This window comes from Lampropedia aestuarii (assembly GCF_004803635.1).
In the GTDB taxonomy this organism is placed as follows: Bacteria; Pseudomonadota; Gammaproteobacteria; order Burkholderiales; family Burkholderiaceae_C; genus Lampropedia; species Lampropedia aestuarii.
Genome location: NZ_SSWX01000005.1, coordinates 108,766 through 121,752, shown reverse-complemented (window position 1 = coordinate 121,752; position 12,987 = coordinate 108,766). Strand labels below are relative to the sequence as shown.

At 58.8% G+C, this 12,987-nt stretch carries 13 protein-coding genes; 8 read left to right on the top strand and 5 right to left on the bottom strand.

Annotation, left to right across the window (positions count from 1 at the left end; all coding sequences use genetic code 11):
- The first annotated feature begins 53 nt into the window (after nt 1-53).
- The 5 genes from E8K88_RS05380 (at nt 54) to E8K88_RS05360 (ending at nt 3,935) form a co-directional block, all read left to right on the top strand.
- Nucleotides 54-1,034: a LysR substrate-binding domain-containing protein gene (locus E8K88_RS05380; RefSeq protein ID WP_136405630.1), complete on the top strand. Its 981-nt coding sequence runs from the start codon at nt 54-56 to the stop codon at nt 1,032-1,034.
- A 62-nt stretch (nt 1,035-1,096) separates the two neighbouring features.
- Nucleotides 1,097-1,738, top strand: coding sequence for a Vat family streptogramin A O-acetyltransferase (locus tag E8K88_RS05375; protein WP_136405629.1), 642 nt, complete (start codon nt 1,097-1,099; stop codon nt 1,736-1,738).
- A 314-nt stretch (nt 1,739-2,052) separates the two neighbouring features.
- Nucleotides 2,053-2,637, top strand: coding sequence for a shikimate kinase (locus E8K88_RS05370; protein WP_338092867.1), 585 nt, complete (start codon nt 2,053-2,055; stop codon nt 2,635-2,637).
- Nucleotides 2,634-3,020 carry a DUF1090 domain-containing protein gene (locus E8K88_RS05365; RefSeq protein WP_136405628.1) on the top strand — a complete coding sequence of 129 codons (387 nt, stop codon included), beginning with the start codon at nt 2,634-2,636 and terminating at the stop codon, nt 3,018-3,020. Before E8K88_RS05370 ends, E8K88_RS05365 begins: the two co-directional genes overlap by 4 nt.
- A 126-nt stretch (nt 3,021-3,146) precedes the next feature.
- The gene (locus E8K88_RS05360) at nt 3,147-3,935 is read left to right on the top strand and encodes a class I SAM-dependent methyltransferase (RefSeq protein ID WP_136405627.1); all 789 of its coding nucleotides are present in this window, start codon (nt 3,147-3,149) and stop codon (nt 3,933-3,935) included.
- A gap of 138 nt (nt 3,936-4,073) precedes the next feature.
- Here E8K88_RS05360 and aspS read toward each other — a convergent pair whose 3' ends face one another.
- Both aspS and E8K88_RS05350 read right to left on the bottom strand, forming a co-directional pair.
- Entirely contained in the window at nt 4,074-5,873 is a 1,800-nt protein-coding gene (gene aspS / locus E8K88_RS05355; RefSeq protein ID WP_136405626.1) for an aspartate--tRNA ligase, read from the bottom strand.
- A 79-nt stretch (nt 5,874-5,952) separates the two neighbouring features.
- On the bottom strand, nt 5,953-6,303 hold the full coding sequence (locus tag E8K88_RS05350) for an FmdB family zinc ribbon protein (protein WP_136405625.1): 351 nt from the start codon (nt 6,301-6,303) through the stop codon (nt 5,953-5,955).
- Between the two features lie 465 nt (nt 6,304-6,768).
- Between E8K88_RS05350 and pncB the strand changes: the two genes are divergently transcribed.
- From pncB to E8K88_RS05335, 3 genes are read left to right on the top strand one after another with little or no spacing between them, the layout of a single operon-like run.
- Nucleotides 6,769-7,989 carry a nicotinate phosphoribosyltransferase gene (gene pncB, locus E8K88_RS05345; protein WP_136405624.1) on the top strand — a complete coding sequence of 407 codons (1,221 nt, stop codon included), beginning with the start codon at nt 6,769-6,771 and terminating at the stop codon, nt 7,987-7,989.
- On the top strand, nt 7,986-8,480 hold the full coding sequence (locus tag E8K88_RS05340; protein WP_136405623.1) for a GNAT family N-acetyltransferase: 495 nt from the start codon (nt 7,986-7,988) through the stop codon (nt 8,478-8,480). Before pncB ends, E8K88_RS05340 begins: the two co-directional genes overlap by 4 nt.
- A gap of 35 nt (nt 8,481-8,515) precedes the next feature.
- Complete coding sequence (locus tag E8K88_RS05335) at nt 8,516-9,607, top strand: bifunctional nicotinamide-nucleotide adenylyltransferase/Nudix hydroxylase (protein WP_136405622.1); 1,092 nt, start codon at nt 8,516-8,518, stop codon at nt 9,605-9,607.
- Nucleotides 9,608-9,659: 52 nt separating this feature from the next.
- On the opposite strand, the gene E8K88_RS05330 is transcribed toward E8K88_RS05335, so the two are convergent.
- The 3 genes from E8K88_RS05330 to E8K88_RS05320 all read right to left on the bottom strand — a co-directional run bounded on the left by E8K88_RS05330 (nt 9,660) and on the right by E8K88_RS05320 (nt 12,967).
- Nucleotides 9,660-11,159 carry a DASS family sodium-coupled anion symporter gene (locus E8K88_RS05330; RefSeq protein ID WP_136405621.1) on the bottom strand — a complete coding sequence of 500 codons (1,500 nt, stop codon included), beginning with the start codon at nt 11,157-11,159 and terminating at the stop codon, nt 9,660-9,662.
- A gap of 183 nt (nt 11,160-11,342) precedes the next feature.
- The gene (locus E8K88_RS05325) at nt 11,343-12,158 is read right to left on the bottom strand and encodes a MetQ/NlpA family ABC transporter substrate-binding protein (RefSeq protein WP_136405620.1); all 816 of its coding nucleotides are present in this window, start codon (nt 12,156-12,158) and stop codon (nt 11,343-11,345) included.
- A 146-nt stretch (nt 12,159-12,304) separates the two neighbouring features.
- Nucleotides 12,305-12,967 (bottom strand): methionine ABC transporter permease, encoded by a 663-nt coding sequence (locus tag E8K88_RS05320; RefSeq protein WP_136405619.1) that lies wholly within the window; start codon nt 12,965-12,967, stop codon nt 12,305-12,307.
- Nucleotides 12,968-12,987 lie beyond the last annotated feature (20 nt).

Here is a 12,987-nt window from a genome sequence, read left to right as displayed (position 1 = left end):
TAGAAACTTTCACGTCTTGCACCTATGCGACTTGTTCGCAGGCAATTACCAAAATGGAATCTCCGGAAAAACCCGCTCAGGAAAACCCTCAGTTAGCCACCTTGCACGCCGTCAATTCGCGCCTGAAATTCCGCCATTTCAAACTGCTGATTGCGGTGCAGGACATGGGCTCGGCACACCAGGCGGCGACGCTGCTGCACATGTCCCAGCCCGGTGTCAGCAAGGCCCTGAAAGAAATTGAAGAAACGCTGGGCACAGTGCTGTTTGCCCGCACGCCCCAGGGCTTGGTGGCCACCGATATGGGCCAGTGCGTGATTCGCCATGCGCGGCTGATGCTGTCGAGCCTGGCGCACATGCACAACGAAATGGCGGCGCTCTCACGCGCAGCTGGCGTGCGTATTTCGATCGGCACGATTGCTGGCGCTTTAGCCGCCGTGGTGGCCGATGCGCTGCTGAGGTTTCAAAAACAGCACCCCGATGTCGTGGTCGACCTGCGCGAAGGCACGAGCGCGGATTTGCTCGAAGGCCTGCAAAGCGGCACGTTGGACATCGCCTTGTGCCGCACCTCGGTCGCAACCCAGTCGGAGTTGTTCCATTTTGAATGGCTCAGCGATGAAGAGGCCAGCGTCGTGGTCTCGCCCGTTCACCCTCTGGCATTTCGCGAGCAGGTCACGCTGCAAGAAGCGGCGCAATACCCGTGGATTTTGTTTCCCGGCCATATGCCACTGCGCACCTTGCTGGAGCGCGAGGCCGCCAGCCTGAATGTGAGCTTTCACCGCAAACCGATTGAAACCTCGTCAACCTTCGCTACCGCCTTGCTGCTCAATAAAAGCCCCGACCTGGTCGCCCTGATGTCACGCGAGACTCAGGAGTTCTTTGAAAAAACCGGCAGCTTACGCCGCCTGAACCTGGCGATTCGCTCCAGCGCCGAGCCTTATGGGATGGTGGTGCGTCAAGGCGTGCAGACGCCGGCGATTGTGGGCAGCTTCAAAGAATGCATCAAAGCCCAGGCGCGGCAGATACGGGCGTACTGAAACACCTCAAAGCGACAGCCGGCCCCTGCTGCGCTGCTCTCTCATTGATCAAGGAGTTGTTTATGCATGGTCCAGACCCTGCCAATCCGCACCCAATGGTGGGTTTTCCACAGGTGTGTTTTATCAAAAACACCATCACCAATCCGAACATCGTCGTGGGCGACTACAGCTACTACGACGACCCAGAGAACTCCGAAAACTTTGAGCGCAATGTGCTCTACCACTTTCCATTCATTGGCGACAAGCTCATCATTGGCAAGTTCTGCGCGATTGCGCGCGGGGTGCAATTCATCATGAATGGCGCCAACCACAAGCTCTCGGGCATCTCCACCTACCCATTCCAGATCTTTGGCAATGGCTGGGAAAAGGCCATGCCCGCACCCGGCGATTTGCCCTACAAAGGCGATACCGTGATTGGCCATGATGTCTGGATTGGCTACCAGGCACTGATCATGCCGGGGGTGCAGATTGGCAATGGCGCGATTATTGCCTCGCGTTCGGTGGTCACCTCCGATGTCGCGCCCTACACCATTGTTGGCGGCAACCCGGCCAAACCGCTCAAACAACGCTTTGCGCCCGAGGTGATCGAGACGCTCAACGCCATCGCCTGGTGGGATTGGCCGGTTGAGGCCATCACAGCGCACCTGCACCTGATTACCGCAGGCGATGTGGCAGCACTGCAAGCCTGTGCCGATCGGCTTTAAAACCAGCCATGCGCACAGTACTCAGAACGCGTTCAATGCAGGCACAAACAAGGCTGCAACCAAGCCATTGAACATGCCTGAGTCGGCGGTTAAGCTGGCCTTCAACAGCAGAAAAACGCCTGGCCACGCGCCTGTTTACCCGCATGCAGCCAGCAAGAGCTGCGCACTGTAAGAGTGGCTCGGCCCGTATCTGCGCTGAACAAATCGGCTGCTGCAGCACTTCAGCAGGCGGCCCAAGCTCTCTCGCACGTAGCGCCTAGGCCAGATTGCACACCCTCTGCGACAGCAAGCACCTCAACCTAGGAGTAGTTCACATGTCTCACACACTGCCCATGCGCATCATGGTCATTGGCACCAGCGGCTCAGGCAAAACCAGCATGGGCAAGCAACTGGCCCAGGCGCTTGGCTACCAGCACATTGAAATGGACAGCTTGTACTGGGGCCCGAACTGGCAGGCCGTGCCGCCCGAGGTTTTTAAGAGCGCGGTGGACAAGGCCACGACTGGCCCTTGCTGGGTCGCCGATGGCAATTACAGTGCTGTGCGAGACGTGCTATGGCCCAGGGCCACCCATGTAGTGTGGCTGAACTTTGGCCGCATGACGGTACTGCGCCGAATTGTGTGGCGCACACTCAGCCGCGCCATCACGCGCGAGCGGCTCTTCAGTGGCAATCGCGAATCCTTGCGCATGTCCTTGCTGTCCAAAGAGTCGGTCATTCTGTGGTCGATGCAGACTTGGCACAAAAACCGGCTGCGCTACTCTTTACTGCGCAATGACCCTGCCTATGCGCATCTGCATTGGACAGAGCTGTGCAATCCGAAGCATACTCAAGCCATTGTGGCGGCGCTGACCTCTGCAGCCGTGGCCTCAACACCCCCAGACGACAAGGAGCATTTATGAAAGCCGTGCTTTATTCCAGCCTGATGGCGATTGCATTGATGGCTGCCAGCACTATCGCCCAGGCCGCGCCTTCTGCTGCCTGCGCATACAAGCAACAAGAAATTGAGACACAGCTGGGCTTTGCCAAACAAGCGGGCAACCAGTACCAAATCGCCGGCCTTGAACGCGCTTTGGCCGCCCACAAGGCGAACTGCAGCGATGCCTCGCTGGAGCAAGAGCGCCAGGAGCGCATCACCAAGGCCGAGCACAAAGTCGCCGAGCGCGAACAAGAACTGGCCGAGGCCCGGGCCAAGGGCGATCCCAAGAAAATAGCGCGCAGGCAAAGCAAACTGCAAGAAGCGCAGCAAGACTTGCAACAAGCCCAGCGGCCACTGCCGCAATAAGGCGCTACCCTGGCATGAGCGCACAGGCCACAGCCTGCCATCACCAATGGCAGCGCCAGTGCGGCTGCGCTGGCAGTCCCTGTCTGCAGGCCTGCCACTTTTCTTGTCTGAAACGATTTTGATCTGATGAACAACCCAACGATTCGCTTTCAAAATGGCGCTGCTTATGAGCGCTACATGGGCCAATGGAGCCAGCTGGTCGGCCAGGTATTTCTAGACTGGTTGGCCGCGCCCACGGGCCAGCGCTGGCTGGATGTGGGCTGCGGCAACGGGGCTTTCACAGAAATGCTGATTGAGCATGCCCAGCCCAGTGAGGTGCACGGCATTGACCCATCCGAGCCACAACTGGGCTATGCGCGCACGCGCGCTGCGCTAGCACAGGCGCAGTTGCTCATCGCTGACGCGATGGCCCTGCCCTACCCTGCACAGCGCTTTGATGTGGCCGTGATGCCACTGGTGATTTTTTTCGTGCCTGATCCTGCCCGTGGCGTGGCTGAAATGCGCCGCGTAGTGCGCCCCGGCGGCTGGGTTGGCGCCTATGCGTGGGACATGGAGGGCGGCGGCTTTCCTTACGCCGCCTTGCAAGCTGCCATCAGCGCCGAAGGCTTTCCCGTGCCTGCCGCGCCCAGCGCCGATGCCTCGCGGCTGGATGTGATGCTGGCCTTATGGCAAGAAGCCGGTTTGGAGCAGGTCGAATCGCGCACCATCACCGTAGAGCGCAGCTTTGCGGATTTTGAGGATTTCTGGAGCACCGCATTGGGGGCGCCCAGCGTGGGCGGCACTCTGGCCAACATGAGCGAGACGCAGCGCAATGCCATTCGTGCGCGCCTGCAAAAGCGCTTGAGCGCCGACGCCGAGGGCCGCATCCGCTACAGCGCCCGTGCCAATGCGATCAAGGGCACGGTGCCTGCATAACAAACGCCCAAACAAGCGCAGCGCCAACGGCTTGCGGCATTAAAAAAGCCACCTGTGACAGGTGGCTTTTCAGCTTGTATTGGCGCTCCTTAGGCAAGTCCTGCGTGGTAATCCACACCACGCGGACTTGCATGCCGCTTACTGCGCAGCCGCTTGCGTGTTGCGCAGGCGAATATGCAATTCGCGCAATTGTTTCTCGTCCACCGGCGATGGGGCTTGTGTGAGCAAATCCTGCGCGCGCTGTGTTTTCGGGAACGCAATCACGTCGCGGATCGATTCTGCACCGGTCATCAAGGTGATCAAACGGTCCAGACCGAAGGCCAGGCCACCGTGCGGCGGCGCGCCGTATTGCAGCGCGTCCAGCAGGTAGCCGAATTTGGCGCGGGCTTCTTCAGGACCGATCTTCAGCGCATCAAACACCTTGCTTTGCACGTCAGCGCGGTGGATACGCACCGAGCCACCGCCCAGTTCCCAGCCGTTAAGCACCATGTCGTAGGCCTTGGCCAAGCACTTGCCCGGATCGCTGACCATCAGTTCTTCATGGCCGTCTTTTGGCGATGTGAACGGATGGTGCACAGCCGCCCAGCGGTCGTTTTCCTCGTCGTATTCGAACATCGGGAAGTCCACCACCCACAGCGGCGCCCAGCGGTCTTCAAACAAGCCATTGGCCTTGCCAAATTCGCTGTGGCCGATTTTCAGGCGCAAGGCACCAATGGCGTCGTTGACGATTTTTGCTTTGTCGGCACCGAAGAACAACAGGTCGCCATCCTGGGCACCTGTGCGCTTGAGAATTTCGGTCAAAGCCGCGTCATGCAAGTTCTTGACGATTGGCGACTGCAGGCCATCGCGGCCTTTGGCCACTTCGTTGACCTTGATCCAGGCCAGGCCTTTGGCGCCGTAGATTTTGACGAATTCGGTGTACTGGTCGATCTCACCACGGCTGATGGCCGCACCGCCTGGCACGCGCAAAGCCACGACACGGCCGCCTTTGGTGGTGGCAGGTGTGGAGAACACCTTGAAGTCCACATCGGCCATCACATCGGTCAGCTCGGTGAATTCGAGTTTGACGCGCAAGTCCGGCTTGTCCGAGCCAAAGCGGAAGGCCGCGTCCTGGTAGGTCATCAGCGGGAACTCGCCCAGCTCCACGTCCAACTGTTTCTTGAACACTTCGACGACCATTTGCTGGAAGATCGCGCGGATTTCTTCCTCGTTCAGGAACGAGGTTTCGCAGTCGATCTGGGTGAATTCAGGCTGGCGGTCAGCGCGCAAGTCTTCGTCGCGGAAGCACTTGGTGATCTGGTAGTAACGGTCGTAGCCAGCCACCATCAGCATTTGCTTGTACAGCTGGGGCGACTGGGGCAGCGCGTAGAAATGGCCGTCATGCACACGTGATGGCACGAGGTAGTCGCGCGCGCCTTCTGGCGTGCTCTTGCCCAGCATCGGCGTTTCGATGTCGACAAAACCCAGCGCATCCAGGTAGTTACGCACCTGAATCGAGGTTTTGTAGCGCAGCATCAGGTTTTTCTGCATGTACGGGCGACGCAGATCCAGCACGCGGTGCGTCAGGCGCACGTTCTCGCTCAGGTTGTCATCGTCGAGCTGGAACGGTGGCGTGACCGACGCATTGAGCACGATCACTTCATGGGCCAGCACTTCAATCTTGCCGCTGGTCAGGCTGTCATTGGTCGTGCCTTCTGGACGGGCGCGCACCAAGCCTTTGATTTGCACGCAAAACTCATTGCGCACCGACTCGGCAACTGAGAACATCTCTGGGCGGTCTGGGTCGCACACCACTTGCACATAGCCTTCGCGGTCGCGCAGGTCAATAAAAATCACACCACCGTGGTCGCGGCGGCGGTTAACCCAACCGCACAGGGACACTGTTTGGCCAATCAATTCTTCTGTGACCAGGCCACAGTACTGGGTGCGCATTGCCATGATGAAATCCGTTTCTGGCTGGGATGCAGCCGGTAAAAAATCTGCTGTGTGTGAACTAAAGGACAGGGCTTGAGCGGCCTCAGGCGGCAGCGCTGCTGCTTGCAACAGGCGCGGCAGCAGGCGCCGCTGGTGCGCTGCTCGCACTGCCGCTGCCCGCCGCCGCACTGCTGGCAGGTGCAGCCGCATCGGCCTTGCCGTTGGCACTGTCTTGACCAGTGGCTTTGCCCGCCGCGCTGGCAGCCTGACCGCTGTTTTTAAAATCTGTGGCGTACCAGCCTGTGCCTTTGAGCTGAAAGCTCGGCGCAGACAACTGCTTCTCAAATGCAGCTGCGCCGCACTCTGGACAAACGGTCAATGGGGCGTCAGAGAGTTTTTGCAGCACATCCTTGCGAAAGTGGCATTGGCTGCATTGGTAAGCATAGATCGGCATGCGAGTTCAATCACACAGAAAGAGGGTAACGCAAATAAACCACCAATTATAGGCGCACCTGATTATGCGGGCCTGTTCGCCATCCCATCATTGGCTGGTTGATACAGCAAAAAAAGCCGCAACAAGGTCAGGCCGCAGTGGATTGGCGCCTGCTTTGGCCTCCAGCAGGCATGTGGCTGACGCAGGTGCGCTGTGGGTACGCGCACGCCAGTGAGCGCCCAAGCCATACGACACCACAGCGGCTGCAATCGCGTGCATTGTTCGCGCGCAAGCAACAAGGATGCCACACGCCGCAGTGCAAAGCACTGCCAATCAAGGCACAATGGCACCTGTTGTCTTGCCGCCTAAGCGTAGCGGGCTACACTAGCCCCCCGTGATTGGCGCAGTTGCCATTCGCGTTTAAAGAGGTGCTGCATGACAGTGGGAGCTTGTCGGCACTGGCTTTGAGACCGATTCGGAGACCCCATGCATTCAGCCAGCGCCCAGTTCAGCACTGAGCCCATCATCACCAGCCTGCTAGACACGGACTTGTACAAGTTCACGATGTGGCAAGCGATGCTGCATCGCCACCCCCAAACGCAGGCGGAGTACCGGTTTGTCTGTCGCAAAAAACCGCAGTTCCCACTCAGCCTGCTGCTTGATGCGGTCAACCACGAGCTGGACCAGCTGTGCCAATTGCGCTTTAGCGAAAAAGAACTGGCGTACCTGGGCGCTTTGCGCTTTATCAAGTCCGATTTCATTGATTTTCTGCGCATCTTTCAATTCCAACGCCCATTCATTCGCGCATACGCAGAAGGCGATGACTTGCACATCGAGGCCAAAGGCCCGCAAGTGCATGTGATGGGCTTTGAGATCTTTGTGCTGGCCATCGTCAATGAGCTGTACTTTCGCCAGTACGATGCCCAGGCCGCGCTGACTGAAGGTAAAAAACGCCTGGCCATCAAAGTCGAAGAGCTCAAGACCCTGGGCCGCGAAGCGGCCTTGCGCCACCCGTTCGAGCTGTTTGACTTTGGCGTGCGCAGGCGCTATTCGCGCCAGTGGCAGCACCATGTCGTGCAAACCTTCGCGCAAGAAACACCGCAGTGGTTCAAAGGCACCTCCAACGTGCAATTGGCGATGGACCTGGACATTGTGCCCATTGGCACGATGGCGCACGAATACTTCCAGACCTACCAGGCACTGGGCGTCGTGCAGCTGCGCAACTTCCAAAAAGCCGCGCTGGAGAGCTGGGTGCAAGAGTACCGCGGGGATTTGGGCATCGCCCTCACCGACACGGTCGGCATGGACGCATTCATCGCCGACTTTGATTTGTATTTTGCCAAGCTGTTCGATGGCCTGCGCCATGACTCGGGCGATCCGGTAGTCTGGGGTGAGAAAGCCTTGGCGCATTACGCCAGGCTGCGCATTGACGCCCACACCAAACGCCTGGTGTTTTCGGACGGTCTGGATGTGCCAGAAGCGCTGCGCATCTACCACCACTTTGCCGACCGCACGCAATGCGGCTTTGGCATTGGCACGCAGCTGACCAATGACATGGGCCTGAAGCCGCTGTCCATTGTGATGAAGCTCACCAGTGCCAATGGCCAGCCGGTGGCGAAAATCTCCGACTCGCCTGGCAAGCTGCTGTGTGATGACCAAACCTTCCTCAACTACTTGATGCAGGTGTTCCAGGTCAAACAGCCATGACAGTGCCCGCCCAGCCAAACGTCCAGTTCCGCTGTGCGCCCCTGTCCGAGCTCAGCACCAGCGAATTGCTGGAGATTGTGCAGGCACGGGTGGCAATTTTTGTCGTCGAACAACACTGCCCCTACCAGGAGGTGGACGACTACGACGCCGCGGCCCATCACCTGCAAGGCCGCAGCAACGGCCAATTGAGCGCCTATGCGCGCATTGTTGGCCCTGGCTTGAAATTCGCCGAACCCTCGATTGGGCGCGTGATCGTCTTGCCGGAGTTTCGCGCCCTCCAACTCGGCCGCGCCTTGATGCAGGAGGCGATTGCCGCGACCGAACGCCTCTACCCTGGCAGAGCGATTCGCCTCAGCGCACAAAGCCATTTGCAGGCCTTTTATGGCTCAGTCGGCTTTGTAGCTGACAGCGCGCCCTATTTAGAAGACGGCATACCCCATGTGGATATGCTGCGCCCAAGCCCTGCCGCTGCACCATCAAAGGCAGACTGACAAGCGCTGACAGACACATTCACGGAGTGTTTTGCATGGCCCACCGATTCGATGCTGCAATTTTCATTGGCCGATTCCAACCCCCACATTCAGGCCATCTGGCCATGCTGCGCCATGCACTGAATGCCGCAGAGCGTGTCGTGGTTGTGCTGGGCTCGGCCTTCCAGTCGCGCACGCCGAAAAACCCGTTTACCTGGCAAGAACGCCGGGACATGCTGCTGGCCGCACTGCCCGAAGTCGACCGTCAGCGTGTGCAGTTTCTGGCGATGCGCGACTTTTACGATGAAGCGCGCTGGGTGCAAGCGGTGCACAGTGGCGTCAAAGACCTGTTGGCGCAATCGCTGCCTGGTGCCACGCCAACCGTGGCCCTGGTTGGCCACTTCAAAGATGCCAGCAGCGCTTATCTGGCCCAGTTCCCCACCTGGGAGCTGCTGAACTTCCCGCGCCAGGGCCAAACCGATGCCACCGTAGTGCGCCAAGCCTGCTTTGCAACCGCCCTGGATGCGGCACCAACAGAGCTGGACGCCTTGCACAACCTGCTCCTGGCCCATGTGCCAGAGGCAGTGGCACAGTGGCTGCTGCAGTGGCGCACAAGTGCTGATTTCGCGCTGCTGCAGCAAGAGTGGCAAATGCTCAAAAGCTACCACCAGTCGTGGGCCAGCGCGCCCTACCCGCCGATGTTCATCACCGTCGATGCGCTGGTGCAATGCCAGGGCCATGTGCTGCTGGTCGAGCGCGGGCAAATGCCTGGACAGGGCCTGTACGCCTTGCCCGGTGGTTATCTGGAGCCACGCGATACGCTGTGGCAGTCGTGCCTGCGCGAATTGCGTGAAGAGACCATGCTGGACATCAGCGAAGACAGCTGGCGCCAAGCGCTGCGCACCAGCCGGGTGTTTGACCACCCGGACCGCAGCCTGCGCGGGCGCACGGTCACGCATGTATTCCATTTTGATTTGGGCTATGGCACGCCGCCTGCGGTGCAAGGCGCAGACGACGCCAAAGCCGCGTTGTGGGTGCCCATTGCCGAGCTGGGCCACATGCCAGAGCGCTTTTTTGACGACCACTTTTTTATTCTCGACGGCTTGCTGCAGCTGACACACGAAGTGCCTTCAAAAGTGCTGCGTTAAACGCAGGGTTTGGCAGTGTGGCGCTGCCAAACCATGCCATTGCTGCTGTGGCTTACCAGTACCCCAGCGCCTTCCACCACAGGCCGCCAACGACAGCAAAAATCAGCAGCTCGACCAGGCACATCACCAGGCCCACGCCCCACCAGTGGCCCATGGTCACATAGCCACTGCCAAAAATGATGGGCGAGGTGCCGGTGGCGTAATGCGTCAAGGTCATCATGATCGCCGAGGCAGCCACCATCATCAGCACAAACAGGCCTTGGTAAGGCGCTGGCACCAAGGCCAGGCCAACGGTCAAGAACGCCAGCATCATCGCGCTGATGTGCGCAGTGGTCGAGGCAAACGCATAGTGGCTCAGCGTAAAGACCAACACCAGCACCAAAGCCGCAGCCTCCCAAGGCATGCCAGACGACACAATGCCGTTTTCCATCAGCTTGGAGAACCAGCTGATCACGCCCAGTTTATTGAGCTGCTCGGCCATCATCACCAGGGCGCCAAACCAGATCAACGTGTCCCAGGCGCTTTTCTCACCCAGCACATCATTCCAGCTGATCGTGCCGGTAATCACCAAAATAAACAGACCCAGCAAAGCCACCGCCGTTGGGTCCAGGTTAAAACTGGGGCCAAAAACCATCGCAGGCACATTCGCCCAGAGCAGCAGCAGCAATACAAAGGTGCCCAGCATGATGATTTCTTTGGTCGACAGACTGCCCATCTCATGCAGCTCGCGCTTGGCCATCAGTACCGCGTCTGGCGTGTGTTTGAGCTCGGGCGGCGCCAGCAGATAAATCACCAAAGGCATCAAGAACAGCGCCGCCAAACCCGGCACCAACATGGCCAGCGCCCAAGTCGTCCAGGTCAGGGTGATCGCGCCGTCCGTGGCTTTGCTGACAAAGCTTTGCACCAGCGGATTGGGCGCGGTGGCGGTCAAGAACATGGCCGAGGTGATCGGGTTGGCGTGGTAGTTGACCAAGGCCAAATAAGTACCGACCTTGCGCTCACTGCCCTTGGCCGGGTCAGAGTCAAAGCCGGTCGCAATCGACTTCATGATCGGGTGCATGATGCCGCCGCCGCGCGCCGTATTGGACGGTGTGACTGGTGCCAGCAGCAGTTCGCACAGGGTCAGGCCGTAGCCAATGCCAATCGTGCGTTTGCCCAAAATCGCAATGAAAAACATGCCCAAGCGCCTGCCCAGGCCGGTATTTTTTAAACCCAATGAAATCAAAATGGCGATGACAATCAGCCAGATCAACGGGTTGGACATGCTGCTGAGCACATCGGTCACCGCAGCCTTGGAGCTGTCGGAGGTGACTTTGGAGAGTGCCACAATCACCAGCGCCATCAAAGCCATCACGCCAATCGGCATGACCTTGGAGATGATGGCCACAATCGTGGTCAGAAAAATGGCCAGCATGCGCCAACCATCGTCGCTCAAGCCCTCTGGCGTCGGCACACACAGCAAACCGACCAACACCGCCGTGGTGATCAAGGCCGGCACGACTCTGAATGGCGCCATGCGCCAAGCCTCAATAAAAAAGGACCGAATCCGCATTGTTCCCCTCCCTCAAAGCGCAGCATGCACTGCAATGGCGCAACAATAGAGTAAAACGCGGCAGCCTAGGACATTTTGTGCGGAGTTGATACAAAAAAACACCAGCCATTGGGCTGGTGTTGTGGGGATTGGCTCTCACCGTGCTGCAGCGCATGGCCACAGCACAATCAGCCCATCAGGTGCTTATTGCAAAGCCGCTGGGCGTGTGTAGCCAGGGAACTCTTTGTCCAGCACTTCCTTGAAGTACGGCGTGCCAAACGCTTGCTTGATGTCCTTGGCCCATGGGGTGTCGACATCGGCTGCGCGCACGGCCACCACTTGTTGGTAGTTGACCGGTGGCACTTCCAGCGCCAATGCGCTGGTGAATTTCAGGCCAGCCGAAGTGGCAAAGTTGCCAGGCACGATGGCAATCGCGGCATCGCCCAGAGTGCGCGGCAATTGCGCGGCTTCAATCGGCACAAACTTCAGGTTTTTGCTGTTTTGCTCTACATCACGCTCGCTCACGCGCAGCGGATCGGCATCGGCCTTGACGGTGATCAGCTTTTGCTGCACCAGCAATTGCAAGGCACGGGCCAGGTTGCTTGGGTCGTTAGGCAGGGTCACGCGTGCGCCGTCCGGCAAATCGGCCAAAGACGTGATGCTTTCCGAGTACACGCCCATTGGCGCGGTCGTGCTTTGCACCAGATCAGTCAAATCCAACTTTTGGTCTTCTTTGAAACGGTTCAGGTAGGCAATGTGCTGGAACAAATTGGCGTCCAGCGCACCTTGCGCCAAAGCCATATTAGGCTGCACGTAGTCGTTGAACTCGACCAGGCGCACTTTGTAGCCCTCTTTTTCCAACTGCGGGGCAATCGCGAGTTTGAGCACATCGTAGTTGTAGCCAGCGGTGGCGCCCAAGGTCAAATTGGTTTTAGCCGGGTCGGCCGCATACACATTGGTAGCCAGACCAAACGCGGTAGCAGCAGCAGCCAGCAACAAGTGGCGACGAAGAAAAGACATATTCACTCCTCATGAGGCAGCTCAGTACCTCGAACCATTCAAACAGACATCGCAGTGCATCGCAGCACTGGCAGTTGCGTCATATAAGGGCATTTCCAACAATTCCAATGTCCGCCATACCCCATTGGTTGACATGTGCTGCCGCTTCAACGCTTATCGAGCTTGGCAGCCAACGCATTGCCGCCAAACTGGATGATTTGCACCAGCACAATCAGGATGCCCACGGTCAGCAGCATCACATCGGTTTGAAAGCGGTAGTAGCCATAGCGAATCGCCAAGTCGCCAATACCGCCGCCGCCGACCACACCGGCAATGGCCGAGTACGACAAGAAGCTCACAGCCAACACTGTCAGCGCCAATATCAGGCCCGAGCGGGCTTCGCGCACCAGCACGCGCCAGACAATTTGCAGCTCGGAGGCGCCCATCGCGTGGGCCGCTTCGATCACGCCACGCGGCACTTCACGAATGCTTTGCTCCACCAGCCTGGCAAAGTACGGAATCGCAGCGACTGACAGCGGCACCGCAGCGGCCAACGGCCCAATGGACGTGCCCGCAACAATGCGCGTGAACGGCACCAAGGCCACCAGCAAAATGATGAACGGGAATGAGCGCACGGTGTTGACGACCCAGCTCAGGATCAAATACGCACCACGGTGCGCCATCGACTGGCCGGGGCTGAGCAAGAACAGCAGCACCCCCAATGGACCGCCCAGCACAATCGCAGCGACCAGGCCAATGCCCAGCATCAAGCCAGTCTGGCCTAGTGCGATCCACAATTCAGGAAGAAGGGCGACAAGATTCTCAGACATACACACCACTCAATCAAACA